This is a genomic window from Microbacterium aquimaris (genome assembly GCF_039531285.1).
Taxonomy (GTDB): Bacteria; Actinomycetota; Actinomycetes; order Actinomycetales; family Microbacteriaceae; genus Microbacterium; species Microbacterium aquimaris.
Genome location: NZ_BAAAPT010000002.1, coordinates 878722 through 898540, shown reverse-complemented (window position 1 = coordinate 898540; position 19819 = coordinate 878722). Strand labels below are relative to the sequence as shown.

Genomic DNA, 19819 nt, shown 5'->3' with positions numbered 1-19819 from the left:
TCTATGGCGCATCTGCTCGGGGCCGAGGCCCTCCACCTGGAATTCCCCACCCGCGTGGTCTTCGACTCCGTCTCGCTCGGGGTCGACGAGGGCGATCGCATCGGCATCGTCGGGCGCAACGGCGATGGGAAATCCAGTCTGATGGCGATGCTCGCCGGTCGACTCGAGCCCGATTCGGGCCGGGTCACCGTGCGCGGCGGGGTGCGGGTGGGCGTGCTCGACCAGGCGGACACGCTCGATGACGCCCTCACGATCGCCGAGGCCGTGGTCGGAGATCGTCCGGAGCACGAGTGGGCGGGTGACGCGCGTGTGCGCGACGTGATCGCCGGGCTGTTGGGCGCTCTGCCCTGGGAGGCTCCGGTGCGCGATCTGTCCGGCGGGCAGCGTCGCCGTGTCGCGCTGGCACGGCTCCTGTGCGAAGACCGCGACGTCCTGTTCCTGGATGAGCCGACCAACCATCTGGACGTCGAGGCGATCGCGTGGCTGGCCGACCACGTCAAGCGACGGTGGGCGCCCGGATCCGGCGCGCTCCTGGTGGTCACCCACGATCGGTGGTTCCTCGACGAGGTGTGCACCAAGACATGGGAGGTGCACGACCGCGTCGTCGAACCGTTCGAGGGTGGCTACGCCGCCTACATCCTCCAGCGCGTCGAACGCGACCGTCAGGCGGCGGCCATCGAGCAACGCCGACGTAACCTCGCCCGCAAGGAGCTCGCCTGGTTGCGGCGCGGAGCGCCGGCGCGCACCTCCAAGCCGAAATTCCGCATCGACGCGGCGAACGCGCTGATCGAGGATGTGCCCGAGATCCGGGACGGGGTGTCGCTGAGATCACTGGCCGTCTCCCGCCTCGGCAAGGACGTGGTGGATCTGCTGGATGCGTCGGTGACCTACCCCGACGCGCTCACGGGCCGGGAGCGCACGGTGCTGCATCCGGTGGAGTGGCGCATCGCACCGGGGGAGCGTACCGGGATCCTCGGTGTCAACGGCGCGGGGAAGTCCACGCTCCTCGGTTTGGTCTCCGGAGAGGTCGAGGCCACCTCGGGGCGGGTCAAGCGCGGGAAGACGGTGCAGGTGGCCACTCTCACCCAACGCCTGGACGAACTTGAGGAACACCTCGACGAACCGGTCCGGGTCGTCGTGGGCGGGCTCCGTACCACCTACACCTTCGGGTCGGGCTCCAAGGCCCAGGAACTCACGCCGGGGCAGCTACTCGAACGCATGGGGTTCGCAAGCGCCCAACTCTCCACACCGGTGAAGGATCTCTCGGGCGGGCAGAAGCGGCGGTTGCAGCTGCTGCTGATCCTCCTCGAGCAGCCCAACGTGTTGATCCTCGATGAGCCGACCAACGATCTCGACACCGACATGCTCGCGGCGATGGAAGACCTCCTGGACACGTGGCCGGGGACCCTCCTGGTCGTCTCGCATGATCGTTACTTCCTCGAGCGCGTGACCGACCAGCAGTACGCCATCCTCGGCGGACACCTGCGGCACCTTCCGGGAGGGGTCGACGAGTACCTCCGCCTGCGCGCACTCGAGGAGCGCGAGGGGGCCGGACCGGGGACGACCTCGTCGGAACCGGCCGCGACAGGTCTGTCGGGTGCAGAACGTCGATCCGCCCAGAAGGAGATGGCCTCGCTGGAGAGGCGCCTCGAGAAACTGGAACGTTCGATCGACTCCGCTCGTGCCGCGCTGGCCGACCACGACCAGTCGGACTACGTCGGACTCGGTGAGGAGATGGCCAAGATCACGGCCATGGAAGCCGAGCGGGACGAGATCGAGCAGCAGTGGTTCGCGCTCACGGAGCGTGTGGGCTGACGGGGGCGACGTCGAAGCCCAGGCTCAGCTTGCGCAACAGCGCGGCGAGGCGGTCGCGGTCGGTGCGGGAGAGCGCCTCCAGCAGGAGCGCCTCCGCATCGACGAGGCGGGTGATGGCGGCGTCGACCCGGGTCCTGCCGTCGTCGGTGAGGGTCACCAGCACGCTGCGGCCGTCGGCAGGGTCGGCTTCGCGCCGCACCAGACGGCGTCCGACGAGGCGGTCGATGCGGTTGGTCATCGTGCCGCTGGAGACCAGGGTCTGCGTGAGCAGCTGCTTGGGGCTGAGTTGGAACGGTTCGCCCGCGCGCCGCAGTGCGGACAGCACATCCCATTCCCACGGCTCCAGTTCGCTGCGCTGGAACGCCTCGCGTCGTGCGCGGTCGAGGTGCCGCGAGAGTCGATCGACACGGGAGAGCACCTCGAGGGGGGAGAAATCGAGGTCGGGTCGCTGCACGCCCCACGCGCCGACGATGCGGTCCACTTCGTCGGAGGGGATGCTCATCCCTTCATTATCGCGCGTTCCCCGTGTGGCCCCGGTGCCGTGTCATCCGTCGTCGCGCATGGTGGAGGGACGCGCGGTGCTCCCCCGCACGATCAGCTCGTACGGCGAGTCCTCTCGGCGCTGGATGAGGGGACGGTCGGTGTCGAGCTGGTCGAGGATGGCGGCGGCGGCGTGTTCACCCTGGCGGGCGGGGAACTGGTCCACTGTGGTCAGTTGGAAGAAGCCCCCGAGTTCGTGGCCGTCGATTCCGACGACCGACATGTCTTCGGGCACGCGGAAGCCGAGGTCGCGCGCGGCCAGGATGGCGCCGATGGCCATCTCGTCCGAGGCGGCGAAGATCGCGGTCGGACGCGCGCCGGGTCGTCCGAGGAGCTGCTTGGCGGCCTGGTAGTCACCCTCGACGGTGAAATCGGCGGGTTCATAGTGGGTCGGCGGCGGAGAGATCCCGGCATCGGCGAGGGCCTGCAGGAATCCCTGCCACCGACGAGTGGGGATGTGGAAATCCAGATCGAAATCGGGGTCGGCCCCGATATGCGCGAGGCGCTGGCTGCACGTCGAGGACGATGCGATCGTGTTCGTCCGAGAGCACCCGGACGAAAGCGTCCTTGTGCTCGCCGCGCGCGCAGAGGCACGGATCACGCTCGACGTCGCCGAGCTGTCCGATCCGCGCGGTGCGCGGACGGTGTTCGGCGATGCGCTCCTCGAGACGGATGCGCACGTCGTGGTGCTCCACGCGACGCATGCGACGTTCGGAGTGTGGTCTCTCCCGCCGGTCGTCGTGCCCGAGGCCGACAGGGGGTGACCGCCGCCGGGCGCGTGGTGCGGCGGAAGCACACCGGAAAGGCTGGCAGACTGGAGGGGCGGCCCCGCGGGGCCGCGGTCCGCCGTGGTGTAATGGCAGCACGACAGCCTTTGGAGCTGTGAGGTCTAGGTTCGAGTCCTGGCGGCGGAGCATGGTGAGCACCGACACGCAGTTGGCCGTCATCGTCCTGGCCGCGGGTCAGGGCACGCGGATGAAGTCCTCGACCCCGAAGGTGTTGCACCGCATCGGCGGGCGATCGCTCGTCGGCCATGTCCTGGCCACCGCCCGTTCCCTCCGACCGGCGCGCGTGGTCGCCGTGGTCCGTCACGAACGCGACCGGGTCGCCGCCGAGATCGCCGACGAAGCCCCCGAGGCGATCGTCGTCGACCAGGACGACATCCCCGGTACAGGCCGCGCGGTGGAGGTCGCCTTGGAGGCACTCGCCGATTTCGACGGCGATGTCGTCGTCCTCAGCGGCGATGTGCCGCTGCTGCAGGAAGACACCCTGTCGGCGCTGGTCGACGCCCACCGCGATCGCTCGGCGGGGGCCACCGTGATGAGCGCGCTCCTGGAGGACGCGACCGGGTACGGCCGCGTGATCCGCGACGCCTCCGGTGACGTGCTGCGCATCGTGGAGCAGAAGGACGCCTCCGAAGCGGAGCGAGGCGTGGGTGAGATCAACGCCGGCGTGTACGTGTTCCAGATCGACACTCTGCGCGTGCACCTGGCCGAGATCGGGACCGACAACGCGCAGGGGGAGAAATACCTCACCGACGTGATCGCCCTCGCCCGGGCTGCGCAGCGCCCGGTCGCGGCGGCCGTCGCGCCCGACAGCGCCGCGGCGCTCGGGGTGAACGACCGCGTGCAGCTGTCGGAGGCGGCGCGGACTCTGAACGCCCGAACCGTGCGCCGTTGGCAGCTCGAGGGCGTCACGGTGCTCGACCCCGCCACCACCTGGATCGACGTCACCGCCACGCTCGCCCCCGATGTCACCCTGCTGCCCGGCACGCAGGTGCTGCGCGCGACGACGGTCGGGGAGGGCGCGACCATCGGCCCCGACACCAGCCTGGTCGGCTGCGAGGTCGGCGCGCGCGCCACCGTGACGCGCACCGACGCCACCTTCGCCGTGATCGGCGACGGAGCCAGCGTCGGGCCTTTCGCCTATCTCCGTCCCGGGGCCGAGCTGGGGCCGCGTGGCAAGGTCGGCACCTTCGTCGAGGTGAAGAACTCCACCATCGGTGAGGGCAGCAAGGTGCCCCACCTGTCGTACATCGGCGACACCGAGATCGGTGACCGCGTGAACCTCGGCGCCGGTGCGATCACGGCGAACTACGACGACGTCGACAAGCACCGCACCGTCATCGGTGACGAGGTCCACAGCGGCTCGCACAACGTCTTCGTCGCCCCCGTTAGAATCGGTGATGGCGCGAAGACCGGCGCGGGTGCCGTCATTCGCAAGGATGTGCCCCCGGGTGCCCTGGCGTTGAGCGTCGCCCCTCAGCGCAATGTCGAGGGGTGGGTCGAAAAGAACAGATCGGGTACCGGAGCCGCAGAGGCGGCGGCGAGGGCCCGGTCGGCACAGAAGGCGGACGATGGCGCGTAAGAAGAAGACGGTCGAGTTGGATCGGGAGCACGAGGTCGCCCCCGGCCTGGTCGCCAAGACCAAGAAGCGCCTGGTGGTGGCATCCGGTCGATCGCATCACGCGCTCGCCGAGGACGTCGCCACGGCGTTGGGCACCCAACTGGTGCCCACCGAGTACCGCACGTTCGCTTCGGGTGAGATCCTCACCCGGTTCGAGGTCTCCATCCGGGGCTGCGACGTGTTCCTGGTCCAGTCGTTCGGTCCCCCGGTGAACGAGTGGATCATGGAGCTGCTCATCATGCTCGATGCCGCCAAGCGCGCATCCGCGAAGCGCATCACCGTCGTCGCGCCCTACTATCCGTATTCGCGCCAGGACAAGAAGGGGCGCGGGCGCGAGCCCATCAGCGGCCGCCTGGTCGCCGACCTGTTGAAAACCGCCGGTGCCGACCGGGTGATGAGCGTGGACCTCCACGCTGCGCAGATCCAGGGATTCTTCGACGGTCCCGTGGACCACCTGTTCGCCAAGCCGGTGTTGCTGGAGTACTTCGAGCAGAACCTCTCCGCCGCCGATCGGGAGCAGCTGACCGTCGTCTCGCCCGACACCGGTCGCGTGCGCGTGGCGGACACGTGGTCCGACAGCCTGGGGGCGCCGCTGGCGATCATCCACAAGCGACGCGATCCGAACGTGGCCAACCAGGTCACCGTCAACGAGATCGTCGGTGACGTCGAAGGTCGCGTCTGCCTCCTGGTCGACGACATGATCGACACCGGCGGCACGATCGTCAAGGCCGCCGAGGCGCTCAAGGCCAATGGCGCCCTCCGCGTGATCGTGGCCGCCACCCACGCCATCTTCAGCGACCCCGCCTCGCAGCGGCTGCAGAGCGAGGCGGTCGACGAGGTGGTCGTCACCGACACCGTCCCGGTCCCGGACGACAAGCGCTTCCCGTCCCTGACGGTGTTGCCGATCGCGCCGCTGCTGGCCCGCGCCATCCACGAGGTGTTCGAAGACGGCTCGGTCACGAGCATGTTCAACGGCGCCGCCTGATCGCGGTCGCACCCGTCGTCCCCACCATCGCGCGGGGCGGGACGGATACCGCTCGACCCGAGGAGACCTCATGACCGTCCGTGTCGTCACCCCCGTCCGCGTGACCGCCGCGGGCGTCGGCGTGCTCGGTGCCGCCCTCCTGGGTGGCTGTGCGACGGGAGATACGGGCACCGCGGACAGCGGGGGAGGCTCGCCCTCCCACGCCGACGGCTCGTACACCGCCGAAGGCTCATACGCCACTCCCGAGTCGGTGGAGACCGTGACGGTGACCGTGACGCTCGAGGGGGACATCGTCACCGCCGTCGAGGTGGTCGGAGAGCCCACCAACGCGGAGTCGCAGCGTTATCAGGCGGAGTTCATCGGCGGGATCGCGGCCGAGGTGGTCGGCAAGGACATCGACGAGGTGTCGGTCTCGCGCGTCGCCGGCTCCTCGCTCACCAGCGGCGGTTTTCGGCAGGCGCTGGACCAGATCAAGGCCGACTCGGCGGCGTGAGCGCATCGACCCCGCGTGCGGTGTGGGGGTTCGACGCGATCGGCGTGCCCTGGCGCATCGAGACCGGGGAGGAGACGGACGCCGCTTCCCGCGACCTGATCGGCACCATCGTCGCGGACTTCGACCGGTCCTGGTCGCGATTCCGGCCCGACTCGACGGTCTCCCGCCTCGCTGCGGGGGCCGGTGCCCTTCCCGCACCATCCGACGCGAGCGCGATGCTGGATGCCCTCGCCGCAGCCGCGGACGCCACCTCGGATGCGGTCACGCCGCTGGCCGGTGACGCTTTGGCCGCCATCGGATACGACGCGGCGCTCACCCTCCGCCCCGGACCCGCGCGGCCCGCAGAACGCTGGAGGGGCGTGTTGTCCTGGACGCCCGAGCGGATCGGACTCGCGCGCCCGGCCGTCATCGACGTGGGGGCGCTGGGCAAGGGGCGGCTGGTCGATCTCGTCTTCGATGCGTTGGCGGATCGGCCGGGGCCGCTCACCGTCGATGCCAGCGGCGACCTCCGCACGCGCGGGGCGGTCGAACGGGTCGGTCTCGAGCATCCCCACGACGCGCACCGCGTGATCGGCGTATGGGAGATCCAGGATGCCGCGCTGTGCGCCTCGGCGACGAACCGGCGCGCCTGGGGGAACGGGCTCCACCATGTGATCGACGGACGCACCGGTCGACCGGTGCAGACGATCGTCGCGACGTGGGCCGTCGCCGACGACGCGATGCACGCCGATGCGGTTGCGACCGCGCTGTTCTTCGAGGGCGGCCCGCGCCTCGCATGGGAGTGGGGCGTGGAGTGGGTGAGGATGACCTCCGACGGTCGCGCCGAGTACTCTCCCGGCTGCACCGCGCAGCTGTTCACCTCGTAGCCCCGTGCGGCGGGGGTCGGCGTCGTGCCGCGACGATCCTTTCACGGTGCGAGGGCGTCCCAGTGCGCTGCCGTCATGGCGGAGAAAGGTGTGACCCCGACCGGCATGACGCCGTCGACCGCCACCAGGGCTCGTCGTAGATCGCTTGCGGGAAGGGTGCCCTCCTCGTCCCACAGGCCGACGGACAGCACCACCCTGGCCGGATCGATGCCGCCCTCGGTCACGAGACCGTGGACCGCCGCCCCCTCGGCTGCCCATCGTGCCAAGGTGGCGCCCGCTGCGAGCTCGAGGCCGTCCGGGTGCGCCGCGATCCCGACGACCCGCATCCGGCGATGGGGTGGAGTCGAAGCGGCGGTTCGTGTGCCGACCAGTGCGACGCCGACGAGGACGACCGGCATCGCCAGGGTCGCGCTGTGCACGGCCGTCGCCATCGGATCCCCTGCTCTGTCGAGGATCGTCGATGACGATGTTCAGGAGAGCGAGGATCATGAGAGCGGTCGCGACCAGACACCCTCTTCGCGCGCGCTCGCAGTTCCTGTCGGCTCGACGCAGTGAACAGGTTCCCAGGACGATCGCCGCACAGGATGCGGCGACGACGGCATCGACGACGTGCATGATCGGCTCCCCAGAGGCTGCGGTGCCGAGCCCGAGCGGGTATTCCGTCCGGTCCACTCCCCAGTGTCGGCCCGCAGGGTGTCAGCATGCGCCCGGGCGGCGACCAAGGCAATAGGTCGAGCGCCGTACGAGCGGACCCTGCCTGATTCCTGCAAGGATCTGGCGCCGACGCTCGGGATCCTGTCGAGCGTCCGCGGGGACACCGTTAGCGTGGTGGGGTGATCGCGTCGTTGACCTCGTTCTCCAACCGCGTGTTCGCGGTGCTCGGCCGTATGTCGATGTACCGGGTGGTGTTCCTCGCCCTGGTCGGCTTGAGCGTCGTGGCGCTGCTCGTCTCGATGCTCGGTCTGGTCGCCCCCACCCCCGTCGAGCTGATCGTGACCCTGGCGGTGCTGGCGGTGGCGTGCGTGGTGACGGATGCGATCGCCCATCGGGTGGTGCGGCTGCCGCTTCGGCTGGAGTCCGCGCTGATCACGTCCTTCATCCTCGTGTTCGTCTTGCGCCCCACCCTCGAACCGGCCGCATTGGGCGGCATCGCGATCGCCGGTGTCGTCGCGTCCGCGTCGAAGTACCTGTTGGCATGGCGAGGGCGGCACATCTTCAACCCCGCGGCCGTCGGGGCGACCGTGCTCACCCTTCTCAGCGTCGCGGTGCCGGCCCTCGGTGCCTCGTCGTGGTGGGTGGGAACCCCCGTGCTGGCCGCCCCGGTGATCCTGTTCGGGCTCGCGGTGCTCTGGCGCACCGAGAAGGTGCGCGTGATCGCCCTGTTCCTCGTCGTCGCGGTCGGGGTGGGGGTGGTGCGCACCTCGGTGCAGTACCAGCAGGCGGGGATCGCGGTGGAGGGCGCCGATCTGGTGTGGCCGGTGCTGTGGTCTTCACCGTTCCTGTTCCTGGGTGCGTTCATGCTCTCCGAGCCGCTGACGCTCCCGCCACGTCGTTGGCAGCAGCTCATCGTGGCGGCTCTGGTCGGCGTGCTCGCGGGCTGGCCCATCGATGTCGGTGCCGTCGGTCTCGGGCAGGAACGCGCGCTGCTGATCGGCAACCTGCTCGCGTTCGCCTTCACCTTCCGCACGGCGATGCGGTTGACCCTCACGCGACGGCGCCACCTCACCCCGACGGTGCAGGAGCTCACCTTCCGGACGAAGCGGCCGTTGCGGTTCGCCCCGGGGCAGTTCCTCGAGCTCGACGTCCCGCACCGTCGGCCGGACGCACGCGGCACACGGCGTGAATTCAGCATCGTTTCGGCACCGGCCGACGCCCCCGATGTGCGGGTCGCGTTCCGCGACGCCGTCGGCGCAGGCGCGCCCCAGAGCAGCTACAAGAAGGCGCTCGCGGACGTGACGGAGGGCTCCTCGTTGGCGGTCACGGGGGTGTGGGGGGACTTCCTGCTTCCGACGAGCACGTCCAGCCCGGTACTCATGGTGGCGGCGGGCATCGGCGTCACCCCCTTCGTGTCGCAGCTGCGGCAGGCGCGGCTGACGGAGCAGGATCGCGATGTCGTCCTGGTCTACATCGCCTCCGAAGCCTCCGAGCTGGTGTACCGGGAGGAGATCGAGGCCTCCGGTGTGCCGGTGGTCGTCTTCACCCGTGACGAGCCGGCCGGCCTCGCGCCCCACTGGCGTTGGGCGCGAGGGGTCCGGCTCGATGCCGACGGGCTCATCAGGGTCGTTCCCGACATCGCCATGCGTCACGCATACATCTCCGGGCCGCCGAGATTGATCGCCGACCTGGCCCCCGCACTCGAGCGGGCGCGGTCGATCACGACCGACGCCTTCTCGGGCTACTGACGAGGCTCGTCCGCGTCGTCCGAGTCGGCCGCCGGCTCGGACGCCGACTCGATATCCGGCTCGAGTTCCGGCTCCGCCGGCGTGGCCGTCGGATCGGCCGGACGGGCGGGGATGCGGACTTCGAACACGGTGTCGCCCGGCTCGCTGCGCACGGTGATGCGGCCGCCGTGGGCGCCCACGATCGCCTTGGCGATCGACAGCCCCAGTCCGGTGCCGCCGCTCTTGCGTGCGCGGGACCGGTCGGCGCGTGAGAACCGTTCGAACAGCTCGTCGGCGATCGACGGGTCGACACCCGGACCGTCGTCGCGCACGCGGAGCACCGCATCGTCACCGTCGCGCACGACGCTGAGAGTCACCTTCGTGCCGGCCGGAGTGTGGGTGCGGGCATTGGCGAGAAGATTCGCCACGACCTGATGCAGCCGCGCGGAGTCCCCGGCGACGTGCAACGACTCGTCGGGCACCTCGAGCACCCATTCGTGATCCGGCCCTGCCGGTCGTGCGTCTGCGACGGCCTCGACCGCGATCTGGGTGAGGTCGATCGGGCTGTAGACCAGCTCCTGACCTTCGTCGAGCCGTGCCAGCAGGAGCAGGTCTTCGACGAGGTCGGTCATCCGCACCGACTGGGCCTGGATGCGCTCGAGCGACTGCTCGGTGGTTTCCGCGGCCTGTGGAGAGTCCGGGTGGGTGCGCAGCGCGCGAAGGGACAACTCGGAGAACCCTCGGATGGACGCCAGGGGGGTGCGCAACTCGTGGCTGGCGTCGGCGACGAACCGGCGCATCCGTTCTTCGTTGCGCTGGCGGGCATCCAGCGACGAATCCACGTGGTCGAGCAGCGTGTTCAGCGCATGACCGACGCGACCGATCTCGGTGTCCTCGTCGGTCTGATCCTCGGGGACCCGCTCGGTGATCGAGACATCTCCTTCGGCCAACGGCTGATTGGCGACCCGGGTGGCCGTCGTGGAGACCGCGCGAAGGGGAGCGAGGGAACGCCTCACGATCCACGCCACGATCGCGGCGAGGAGGATGAGCCCGCCCGTGGTCATGAGGACGACGGAGGTGATGATGGGGGTGACGGTCTCCTGGACGCCGGACTCGGGCATGCCGGCGTACGCGACATACCCGAGCGACTGGTACGGGAACATGCGGTAGTCGCCGAGCCCGTCGATGTCGACGGTGGTGTATTCCGGCCTCGTGACGCCGAGGAGGATGTCTTCGACCTGAATGTCGGTGAGGGTGACGATGTCGCCGGGGCCTGCGACGTACGCGCCGGTGGCCGTGCCCTCCCCGCCGCCGCGGAGCACCAAGACGGTGCCCTGGGGCTGATTGCCGGACTGCAACACCTCGGACGCGGTGACCTGCTGGCTCTCGCGCGGGATCTTCAAGTCGAGCAGTGTGCCTGCCGTCTGTTGCGCGGCGCTTTGCACCTGAGCGTTGAGGTTGTCCTGCAACACCCTCCCCAGGACCGCGCTGGTGGCGATCGCCACCATCACGAGGATCAGTGCGACGACGGCGACGATGGCGGTGATCAGACGCGCCTGCAGACTCCACCGTCGGGGTCCGCGAGAAGGCGCGGCTGAGGTCACTGCGGGGCCTTGATCATGTATCCGACGCCGCGGACGGTGTGGATGAGCGGGTCGCGGCCGGCGTCCAGCTTCTTGCGGAGGTAGGAGATGTACAGCTCGACGACGCTGGAACGGCCGCCGAAGTCGTAATTCCACACGCGATCGAGGATCTGGGCCTTGGAGACCACGCGTCGCTGATTGCGCATGAGGAAGCGCAGCAGCTCGAACTCCGTCGCGGTCAATTCGATCTCGTCGTCGCCGCGGATGACCTCGTGACTGTCCTCGTTCAGCGAGAGGTCGCCGACCCGCAGGATCGGCTCCGTCTCGGCCGACAGGGCTGTTCCGGCACGCCGCATGAGGCCGCGCAGACGTGCGACGACCTCTTCGAGGCTGAACGGCTTCGTGACGTAGTCGTCGCCACCGGCGGTCAGGCCGGCCACACGGTCCCCGACGGCGTCCTTGGCCGTGAGGAACAGCACCGGAACGTCGTTTCCCGACTGACGCAGGCGCTGCAGCACCGCCATGCCGTCGAGGTCGGGCATCATGATGTCGAGCACGAGGGCGTCCGGAGCGAACTCGCGTGTTTCCTGCAGCGCTTGGAGGCCGGACGCGGCCGTGCGCACATCCCACCCCTCCATCCGCAGAGCCATGGACAGCAGGTCGGTCAGCATCTGCTCGTCGTCCACGACGAGCACGCGCAGGGGGGAGCCGTCGGGTCGCGTCAGGGCGGCGGCGGGAGTCGGGGTGGTCATGTCTCCCATTGTGCGGATCGACCTATGTGATTCCTATGGTGCGCTCTATGTGAATCCTGTGAAGGTGGCGGGCGGGGTGCACAACGACCTCATAGGTGGTCCTGGGGATCGTCATCGGCGACGTTCGTAGCGTCGCTTCGACGGCCGGCATCGTGCCCGCCGAGAGGAGACCCATGTACGCAAGGTATCTGCGGCGGGAGCTGGCCGGCCGCAAGAAGCAGACCGTGATCGTGGCCTCGGGGCTCGCGATCGCGATCGCACTCGTGATGATCGTCAACTCCCTGGCCGCCGGGGTCCGGGATGCGCAGGCGCAGACGCTCGAGGCCGTGTACGGAGTCGGCACCGACCTGACGGTGACCGGAGCCCAGGCGGAGCCGGGCGAAGGTGGCCGCGGGCAGCAGTTCCAGTTCGATGAGGACGCGGGATCGACCGACGACGACGGCACCACCTCACTCGCGCAATCGCAGCTGACGACCGAGATCTTCCGGTCGACCCTCGACGCATCCGTGCTGGAGACCGTACGGGCGATCGACGAGGTCGCCGCGGCGACCGGAACCCTGAGCCTGACCAACACGACGTTCTCCGGCGAGCTTCCGGAGCGGCCCTCCACCGACGACGTGTCCGGCGACGCCGGCGCCGGCGGTCAATCGCCGCCCACCGGCGGTGACACGGGCGGCGGCTTCGGCGGCGGAGCCTTCGACCTCGACTCCTTCACCGTGATGGGCGTCGAATCGGACGCCGCAGCGCTCGGCCCGTTGTCGGCAGTGACCGTCAGCGAGGGTCGAGGACTCGATTCCGACGACAGCGGCCAGTTCGTCGCCGTCATCGACGCGACCTACGCGGCGACGGCGGAACTGGCCGTCGGAGACACGCTCGAGATCGCGGGGGAGGACTTCGAGGTGGTCGGCGTCGTCACCTCGACCTCCGACGAGGCGGACACCGCGTCGAACGTGTACATCCCGCTCGATGTCGCCCAGGATCTCTCGGGCGTCGGTGACGCGGTGTCCACCGTCTACGTGCAGGCGACATCGTCGGATGCCATCAGTGCCGTGCAGACGGAACTGGAGGAGGCGCTGCCCGAGGCCACGGTCAGTTCCCAATCCGATCTCGCCTCGACCGTGTCGGGATCGCTGTCCAGCGCATCGGCACTCATCACGAACCTCGGGACGTGGTTGTCGGTCATCGTTCTGATCGTCGCGCTCGCGTTGGCGGTGCTGTTCACCATCTCCGGTGTCAGCCGGCGCACCCGGGAGTTCGGCACGCTCAAGGCCATCGGGTGGTCCAACGGGCGCGTGGTCGGGCAGGTGGCCGGGGAATCGGTCGTGCAGAGCCTCATCGGCGGCGCGGCGGGGCTGATCATCGGGCTCATCGGCATCGGGATCATCAACGTGGTCTCACCGACGATCTCGACCGCCGCGGCCACGACGCCAGAGCAGACCGGTCCAGGCTCCGGCGGTCCCGGTTTCGGCGGGGGTCAGACCTTCGGTCAGGCCGCCACACAGACCGCGAGCGACATCGTGCTGCAGGCGCCGGTCACCCTGTGGGTCGTGGGAGCCGCCATCGGGCTCGCGATGCTCGGCGGACTGCTCGCCGGCGCGTTCGGCGGCTGGCGCGCCTCGCGACTGAGCCCGGCCGAAGCGCTGAGGTCGGTCGGATGACCCCCGTCACGTTCCGCGCACCCTCGACCCGCATCCTGGAAGGAGCACTCCGTTGACCTTGACCGACACCCACCACGGGAGCACACCCGAGGCGGTCCCCGCCCCCGCAGCCTTGTATCGGCTGTCGGGTGTGACCCGCACGTACCAGCAGAAGGGGCGCATCGTGAAGGCGCTCACCGGCGTGGACCTCGAGATCACGACGGGAGACTTCGTCACGATCCAGGGGCCGACAGGTGGAGGCAAGTCGACGCTGCTGCAGCTGCTGGGGGCGCTGGACAAGCCGTCCTCCGGACATGTGATGCTCGGCGACGTCGACATCGCCGCGGCATCGCGCGCCCACCTCGAAGGGCTGCGCGCCAGCGAGATCGGCTTCGTCTTCCAGGGGTTCAACCTGATCCCCACGCTGACGGCCGCGGAGAACGTCGACATGGCGCTCGAGCCGCTGTCGGTACCCAAGGCGGAGCGTGCCGAACGCGTCGCCGAGGCGTTGACCCAGGTCGGTCTGGCCGAACGCGCCGACCACCGTCCGTCGGAGCTGTCCGGTGGTCAGCAGCAGCGTGTCGCGATCGCGCGCGCGATCGTCAAGCGGCCCAAGGTGCTGCTGGCCGACGAGCCGACGGGGAACCTCGACGAGAGCATGCGGGATGAGATCCTCTCGCTCCTGGAGCGCCTGAACGCGGAAGGGCTGACGCTGATCGCCGTCACGCACGACTCGGCCGTCGCCCGTCGCGCGCGGCGCCGACTGCGCCTGGCGAAGGGGACGGTCACCGACATCACCCGGTGACGACGTTCTCCGCTCGGAAAACAGGTCAGGGGCGGGGAGCTCGTGCTCCCCGCCCCTGACCTGTCCGCCGTCATCGGCGCGTGGCCGATGGGCCTCAGTGGGTGTCTTCGGCCTCGATCTCGCTGCGGTCGCCCGACCACAGCGTGTGGAATGTGCCGTCCTTGTCGATGCGCTTGTAGGTGTGCGCGCCGAAGAAGTCACGCTGGCCCTGGATGAGGGCGGCCGGCAGGCGGTCCGCCCGCAGCCCGTCGTAGTAGGCCAGGGATGAGGAGAACGCCGGAGCCGGGATGCCCACGCGCGCCGAGGTGGCGACGACTTCGCGCCACGCCGCCTGCGCGCGCTGCAGCGCCTCGACGAAGTACGGTGCGGTCAGCAGCACCGGGAGCTCGGTCTCGGTGTCGTAGGCCTCGGCGATGCGGTTGAGGAACTGCGCGCGGATGATGCAACCGCCGCGCCAGATCTTCGACACCGCGCCGAGGTCGATCTTCCAGTCGTACTCGGCGGCACCCGCACGGATCTCGTCGAAGCCCTGCGAGTACGCCACGATCTTCGACGCGTACAGCGCCAACCGGATCTTCTCGATGAACGCCTCGGGGTCTTCCACCGTCCAGTTCGACTGTGCATCGTCGGCGGGACCGGGAAGCCCGCGGGAGACCTCCCGCTGCTCGGCGTGGCTCGACAGCGATCGCGCGAACGTCGCCTCGGCGATGCCGGAGACGGGGACGCCCAGGGACAGCGCCGTCTGAACCGTCCATGCGCCGGTGCCCTTGGCCCCGGCCTGGTCGAGGATCACATCGACCAGCGGCTTCTGCGTGTCGGCGTCGACCTGGCGGAGCACCTCCGCGGTGATCTCGATCAGGTACGACTCCAGTTCGCCGCGGTTCCACTCGGCGAACACGTCGGCGATCTGCGCCGGGGTCTTGCCCGTGCCACGCCGGATGAGGTCGTACGCCTCGGCGATGAGCTGCATGTCGGCGTACTCGATGCCGTTGTGCACCATCTTGACGAAGTGTCCGGCGCCGTTGTGCCCGACGTGGGTGACACACGGCTCGCCCTCGGCGACGGCCGCGATCGAGGTCAGGATCGGGCCGAGCGTGACCCAGGACTCGTCGGAGCCACCGGGCATGATCGACGGGCCGCGCAGTGCGCCCTCCTCGCCGCCGGAGACGCCCATGCCGACGAAGTTGATGCCGGTTTCACGCACCGCCTTCTCCCGGCGGATCGTGTCGGTGAACAGCGCGTTGCCGCCGTCCACGATGATGTCGCCGGGCTCGAAGACCTCGACGAGGGACTCGATGACCGCGTCGGTCGCGCGGCCGGCCTTGACCATGATCACCGCGGTGCGCGGCTTCTGCAGCGACGCGGCGAACTCCTCGTACGAGAAGGCGGGTACGAATCCCGCTTCGGGGTGCTCGGTGACCAGCTCGTCGGTCTTGGCCCGGGAGCGGTTGTACACCGCCACCGTGTTTCCTTCGCGGCTGGCGAGGTTGCGGGCCAGGTTCGAGCCCATCACCGCCAGACCGACCACGCCGATGTTCGCTGAGTTCTCGCTCACGCGCGCTCCTTCTTGATCCGCTCGTCGGGGTTCCCGGTCGCCGCGCGGCGATCCGGGCCGTTGTACAGCCTAGGGTGTGGCGGCCCGCGCGACCGTCTTCGCGGTCAGCCGGGTGATCCGGTCCCAGTCGCGCTCTGCGACCGCGGCGCGGGGAAGCATCCACGACCCCCCGACCGCCGCGACGCACGGTTCGGCGAGGTAGTCGCCGAACGTGTCTTCGCCGATGCCGCCGGTGGGGATGAAGGTGACGTCTCCGAACGGTGCGGACAGGGCACGCACGGCGGCGAGCCCGCCGGAGGTCTCGGCGGGGAAGAATTTGAGCGTGGAGAAGCCGTGTTCCCGTGCGCTCTGCACTTCGGTCGCCGTGGCCGCGCCCGGCACGAGGGGGATTCCCCGTTCCCGAGCGCGTTCGGCCACCGAGGTGCTCAGGCCCGGGGAGACGAGGAATCGGACCCCGATGTCGGCGGCGAGGTCGACCTGGTCGGGGGTCGTGACGGTGCCTGCTCCGACGATGAGGTCGTCGCGCTCGACGAGCGCGGCCATGACCGCTGTGGCGGCAGGCGTGCGGAAGGTCACCTCGGCTACGGGCAGACCGCCGGCCGCCAGCGCTGAGGCGATGCCGATGCCTTCTTCGACGCTCTCGGCGACGACGACGGGAACGATGCGGTGGGGGTGGAGGAGGTTGACGACGTTGTTCATTTCCGAGTCCGTTCGTGACACTATCGAATAAATCATACTATTGAGTGCGGGGCGACCGATGCCCCGCAAGTCACAGACGACGGACCTGGAACATGATCATTCTCGCGTTGGAATCAAGTACGACCTCGGCCAAGACGCTTCTGTTCGATTCCGAGTCCGGGAGTATCGCGGTGCGCAGCCGTCGATTCGAGGTGCCGGGCCCGGACACCTCCGTGCGGGACCCCGACGCGATCTACACGCAACTCATGGCACTCGGCCGTGAGGCGGCCGCCGGTGTCGCGGTCGACCTCATCGTGCTCAGCGGCACGTGGCACGGACTCACCCTGGTCGATGACGACCTGCGCGTGGTCACCCCCGTGCGGGAGTGGCCGGACACCAGCGCCCAGGATCTCTCCGCGCGCGAGCGTGCCGACGCCGAGTTCACCTGGTGGTTCTACGAGCGCACCGGATGCATGGTCAACGCGATCTATCCCGCGTTCAAACTCGCGTGGTTGCAGGAGCAGGGGTTGTCGCTCGGAGGGCGGCTCGCGCTCGATCAGGCGTCGCTCAACTTCGCGCGCATGACCGGGGATCCTTCCACCAATGTCTCGTTGGCATCAGGGTCGGGGTTGCTCGGTGCGGACAGTCTGGAGTGGGACGGGGAGGTCATGGACCGGCTCGGAATCTCCGATGTGCGACTGCCTGCGTTGCGGGAGGCCTCCCACACGGCCCCGCTCTCGTCCGATGCCGCGGTGTTGCTCGGCCTGACCGCGGGTATCCCCGTCCTCACGCCGGGCCCGGACGGCGGGCTCAGCCAGGTGGGTGACCGGGCCACCGAGCCGGGGGACATGACCTTTTCCATGGGGACCAGCGGCGCTCTGCGTTTCGCGACACGACACCCTTCGTTCTCCCCGGCGATGAGCACGTGGTCTTACCGGTCGCCGCTGGGTGCGCTCAGCGGTGCGGCGACTTCCGGATGCGGCAACTGCGTCGACTGGGCCAGGGAGAGGCTGTTCGGGCTGACGACCGATTACTCGGAGATCGAACCGTTGCTGTCGGCGGAGAAGTCGGAGTTGCCGGTGTTCCTGCCGTTCCTGTTCGGCGAGCGCAGCCCCGGCTGGCAGGACCAGCGTCGCGGGGGCTTTCTGGACCTCAAACCCAGCCATACCCGTGCCGACATGTACCAGGGCGTGCTCGAGGGGATCGTCTTCTCGCTGTACCACTGCTTCAAGGAACTCACCGCGCTCAACGGCATGCCCCGGCGGATCGTCCTCTCAGGCGGCGTGCTGTCCTCGCCGTTCTGGACGCAACTCGTCGCCGACGTGTTCGGCGCCGAGATGGAGATCTCCGCCTTGCAGCACAGTTCCGTCGTCGGAGCCGTGCGCATGGGATTGCTGGCGAGCGGCCTGCCCTCTGAACATCCCGCGTTCGACGACGCCCCGGCCGGCCGGGTGAAACCGCGAGAGGACAGGAAGGCGCACTACGACGGGGAGTTCGCCCGGTACCTCGACCACTACTCGCAGACGCGGCCGGGATCGGGGGTGGCGCGATGAGGGTCCTGGTCACGCCCACCTCCCTGTCTCGCACGCCGGACGCGCCGGCGCTGCAGACGCTGCGCGACGAGGTCGGGGAGGTCGTGCTCAATCCGTATGGTCGCCCGCTCACCGCGCGCGAACTCTCCGACATGCTCTCCGGCGTCGACGGGGTGATCGCGGGCCTGGATGACTATTCCGCCGAGGCGCTCGAGGCGGCCGACCGGCTCAAGGTGATCGCGCGCTACGGCGTCGGTGTCGACCGCGTCGACCTGGACGCGGCCGCGTCGCGGGGGATCGTGGTCACTCGCACCCCGGGGGCCAATGCGCTCTCGGTCGCCGAGCTCGCGATCGGACTGGCCTTCGCCGTCGCACGGGGGATCACCGTTGCCGATGCCGGGGTGCGTGCCGGGGGATGGCCGCGCATCGACGGCCGTGAACTGACGGGGGGTACCTTCGGGGTCGTCGGTTTCGGGGCGATCGGCCGCTTGGTCGCCGAGCGCGCGCGGGGGGTGGGGATGACGCCGGTCGCCTACGACCCCTTCCTTCCCGACGCGGTGTTCGGTGACGCCGGCGTGGAACGCCTCGACATCGACGATCTGTGCCGCCGGTCGGATGTGGTGAGCCTGCACGTTCCGTTCACCGACGGGACGCGGCACCTGATCGACGCGCGACGTCTGGGTCTCCTCCCCGCCGGAGCGATCGTCATCAACACCGCCCGGGGAGGGCTGCTGGACGAGACGGCCGTGCGTGACGCGCTCGATCGGGGGACGTTGTTCGGCGCTGCCGTGGACGCCTACGAGACCGAGCCGCCCTCCGCCTCACCCCTCGTCGGTCATCCGCGCGTGGTGTCGACGCCCCACAGCGGCGGTCACACGCGCGAGGCCGTACAGCGGATGACCGATCAATCGATCGCCGACCTGTTGGCGGTGTTGCGCGGGGACGGATCGCCGAACGCGGTCAGCCCGACTCGCCCCTGACCTCGCCCAGGACCGTGTCGACGTAACGACGGGTGTGATGCTCGGCTGCTTCGGCGTCGCCGCGCGCGATCGCCGCTGCGGTCTGCATGTGGTTGTGAAGTGCCTCGTGCTCGGGAATCGCGGGTGTGAGGCCGACGCGTGAGCGCCCGGCGATCACTTCGGCGATCGGCTGTTTCACCGCTGCGAGCATGAGGTTGCCACTGGCATCGAGGATGAGGTCGTGGAAGGCGATGTCGGCGGCGAGGTACTCCTCGCTGTCACCTCGGCCCTGTCGGCCCAACTCCTCCAGAAGAGCCGACAGGCGAAGGATCTCGGACCGTTGGAGGTCGGTGGCCCGTGATGCCGCCAGGCGCGCGGCGATCGGCTCGATCCCCGCGCGCAGCTCGGTGACCACGACCAGTTGCTGCGAACGTCGGGGCCCGGCCAGTTGCCACGCGATCAGGCGGGTGTCCAGGGCGCTCCATGCGGAGGCGGGTTGGACGGTGACCCCCACGCGCCGGCGCGAGGCCACCATGCCCATCGCCTCGAGGACGCGCACGGCTTCTCGGATGACCGTACGGGACACGCCGTACTCCTCCTCGAGCCCGGCCGCGGTGAGCACCTGACCGGGGGAGAGCTCACCGGAGGCGATCCTCACGCCCAGGTCGTCGAGCACGTTCGTGTGCGAGGCCTGTGCCACAGCGACTCCAATAAATACGATCTTCTGATAGAAAAAATACGATCTTTATGTAAAGATCGGATGTCCCCACGGTACGCCGCGGAGGACGCTCGCATAGTACACGCGGTCACCACGACGAGATCGTCGGTGCCC

General features: G+C 69.3%; 18 protein-coding genes and 1 tRNA gene. 11 read left to right on the top strand and 8 right to left on the bottom strand.

What is annotated here, in order from left to right:
- The first annotated feature begins 3 nt into the window (after nucleotides 1-3).
- A complete protein-coding gene (locus ABD204_RS13895; RefSeq protein ID WP_194424329.1) occupies nucleotides 4-1815 on the top strand; it encodes an ABC-F family ATP-binding cassette domain-containing protein in 1812 nt (603 codons plus the stop codon).
- On the opposite strand, the gene ABD204_RS13890 is transcribed toward ABD204_RS13895, so the two are convergent.
- Nucleotides 1796-2317, bottom strand: coding sequence for a MarR family winged helix-turn-helix transcriptional regulator (locus tag ABD204_RS13890; RefSeq protein WP_194424330.1), 522 nt, complete (start codon nucleotides 2315-2317; stop codon nucleotides 1796-1798). The two genes, ABD204_RS13895 and ABD204_RS13890, sit on opposite strands and share 20 nt — an antisense overlap.
- Nucleotides 2318-2359: 42 nt before the next feature.
- The gene (locus ABD204_RS13885) at nucleotides 2360-2956 is read right to left on the bottom strand and encodes a LacI family DNA-binding transcriptional regulator (protein WP_322597575.1); all 597 of its coding nucleotides are present in this window, start codon (nucleotides 2954-2956) and stop codon (nucleotides 2360-2362) included.
- Nucleotides 2957-3197: 241 nt separating this feature from the next.
- Here ABD204_RS13885 and ABD204_RS13880 point away from each other — a divergent pair.
- The 5 genes from ABD204_RS13880 to ABD204_RS13860 all read left to right on the top strand — a co-directional run bounded on the left by ABD204_RS13880 (nucleotide 3198) and on the right by ABD204_RS13860 (nucleotide 7105).
- Nucleotides 3198-3269: transfer RNA gene (locus tag ABD204_RS13880), tRNA-Gln, on the top strand.
- A 4-nt stretch (nucleotides 3270-3273) separates the two neighbouring features.
- Nucleotides 3274-4722 carry a bifunctional UDP-N-acetylglucosamine diphosphorylase/glucosamine-1-phosphate N-acetyltransferase GlmU gene (gene glmU / locus ABD204_RS13875; RefSeq protein ID WP_425561326.1) on the top strand — a complete coding sequence of 483 codons (1449 nt, stop codon included), beginning with the start codon at nucleotides 3274-3276 and terminating at the stop codon, nucleotides 4720-4722.
- Nucleotides 4712-5746, top strand: a complete 1035-nt coding sequence (locus ABD204_RS13870; protein WP_194424332.1) for a ribose-phosphate diphosphokinase — start codon at nucleotides 4712-4714, stop codon at nucleotides 5744-5746. The genes glmU and ABD204_RS13870 overlap by 11 nt, the downstream gene beginning before the upstream one ends.
- A gap of 70 nt (nucleotides 5747-5816) precedes the next feature.
- The gene (locus ABD204_RS13865; RefSeq protein ID WP_194424333.1) at nucleotides 5817-6239 is read left to right on the top strand and encodes a hypothetical protein; all 423 of its coding nucleotides are present in this window, start codon (nucleotides 5817-5819) and stop codon (nucleotides 6237-6239) included.
- A complete protein-coding gene (locus ABD204_RS13860; RefSeq protein ID WP_194424334.1) occupies nucleotides 6236-7105 on the top strand; it encodes an FAD:protein FMN transferase in 870 nt (289 codons plus the stop codon). Before ABD204_RS13865 ends, ABD204_RS13860 begins: the two co-directional genes overlap by 4 nt.
- A gap of 41 nt (nucleotides 7106-7146) precedes the next feature.
- On the opposite strand, the gene ABD204_RS13855 is transcribed toward ABD204_RS13860, so the two are convergent.
- The gene (locus ABD204_RS13855; RefSeq protein ID WP_194424335.1) at nucleotides 7147-7536 is read right to left on the bottom strand and encodes a hypothetical protein; all 390 of its coding nucleotides are present in this window, start codon (nucleotides 7534-7536) and stop codon (nucleotides 7147-7149) included.
- 402 nt (nucleotides 7537-7938) lie between these two features.
- Here ABD204_RS13855 and ABD204_RS13850 point away from each other — a divergent pair, with 402 nt between their 5' ends.
- Nucleotides 7939-9507, top strand: coding sequence for an FAD-dependent oxidoreductase (locus ABD204_RS13850; protein WP_322597576.1), 1569 nt, complete (start codon nucleotides 7939-7941; stop codon nucleotides 9505-9507).
- On the opposite strand, the gene ABD204_RS13845 is transcribed toward ABD204_RS13850, so the two are convergent.
- On the bottom strand, nucleotides 9501-11090 hold the full coding sequence (locus ABD204_RS13845) for a sensor histidine kinase (RefSeq protein WP_322597577.1): 1590 nt from the start codon (nucleotides 11088-11090) through the stop codon (nucleotides 9501-9503). The genes ABD204_RS13850 and ABD204_RS13845 overlap by 7 nt on opposite strands.
- Nucleotides 11087-11821 (bottom strand): response regulator transcription factor, encoded by a 735-nt coding sequence (locus ABD204_RS13840; protein WP_241747978.1) that lies wholly within the window; start codon nucleotides 11819-11821, stop codon nucleotides 11087-11089. The genes ABD204_RS13845 and ABD204_RS13840 overlap by 4 nt, the downstream gene beginning before the upstream one ends.
- 173 nt (nucleotides 11822-11994) lie before the next feature.
- Between ABD204_RS13840 and ABD204_RS13835 the strand changes: the two genes are divergently transcribed.
- Nucleotides 11995-13479: an ABC transporter permease gene (locus tag ABD204_RS13835; RefSeq protein WP_194424336.1), complete on the top strand. Its 1485-nt coding sequence runs from the start codon at nucleotides 11995-11997 to the stop codon at nucleotides 13477-13479.
- Between the two features lie 52 nt (nucleotides 13480-13531).
- Nucleotides 13532-14263 carry an ABC transporter ATP-binding protein gene (locus ABD204_RS13830; protein WP_409263990.1) on the top strand — a complete coding sequence of 244 codons (732 nt, stop codon included), beginning with the start codon at nucleotides 13532-13534 and terminating at the stop codon, nucleotides 14261-14263.
- A 94-nt stretch (nucleotides 14264-14357) separates the two neighbouring features.
- Here ABD204_RS13830 and gndA read toward each other — a convergent pair whose 3' ends face one another.
- Nucleotides 14358-15818 (bottom strand): NADP-dependent phosphogluconate dehydrogenase, encoded by a 1461-nt coding sequence (gene gndA, locus ABD204_RS13825; RefSeq protein ID WP_194424337.1) that lies wholly within the window; start codon nucleotides 15816-15818, stop codon nucleotides 14358-14360.
- Nucleotides 15819-15887: 69 nt separating this feature from the next.
- Complete coding sequence (gene eda, locus ABD204_RS13820; protein ID WP_194424338.1) at nucleotides 15888-16517, bottom strand: bifunctional 4-hydroxy-2-oxoglutarate aldolase/2-dehydro-3-deoxy-phosphogluconate aldolase; 630 nt, start codon at nucleotides 16515-16517, stop codon at nucleotides 15888-15890.
- Nucleotides 16518-16624: 107 nt separating this feature from the next.
- Here eda and ABD204_RS13815 point away from each other — a divergent pair, with 107 nt between their 5' ends.
- Together ABD204_RS13815 and ABD204_RS13810 are read left to right on the top strand one after the other, a co-directional pair.
- Nucleotides 16625-18049, top strand: a complete 1425-nt coding sequence (locus ABD204_RS13815) for a gluconokinase (RefSeq protein WP_344098593.1) — start codon at nucleotides 16625-16627, stop codon at nucleotides 18047-18049.
- Entirely contained in the window at nucleotides 18046-19008 is a 963-nt protein-coding gene (locus tag ABD204_RS13810) for a phosphoglycerate dehydrogenase (RefSeq protein WP_194424340.1), read from the top strand. The genes ABD204_RS13815 and ABD204_RS13810 overlap by 4 nt, the downstream gene beginning before the upstream one ends.
- Here ABD204_RS13810 and ABD204_RS13805 read toward each other — a convergent pair.
- Nucleotides 18989-19687 carry a FadR/GntR family transcriptional regulator gene (locus ABD204_RS13805; protein WP_194424341.1) on the bottom strand — a complete coding sequence of 233 codons (699 nt, stop codon included), beginning with the start codon at nucleotides 19685-19687 and terminating at the stop codon, nucleotides 18989-18991. The genes ABD204_RS13810 and ABD204_RS13805 overlap by 20 nt on opposite strands.
- Nucleotides 19688-19819: the final 132 nt, after the last annotated feature.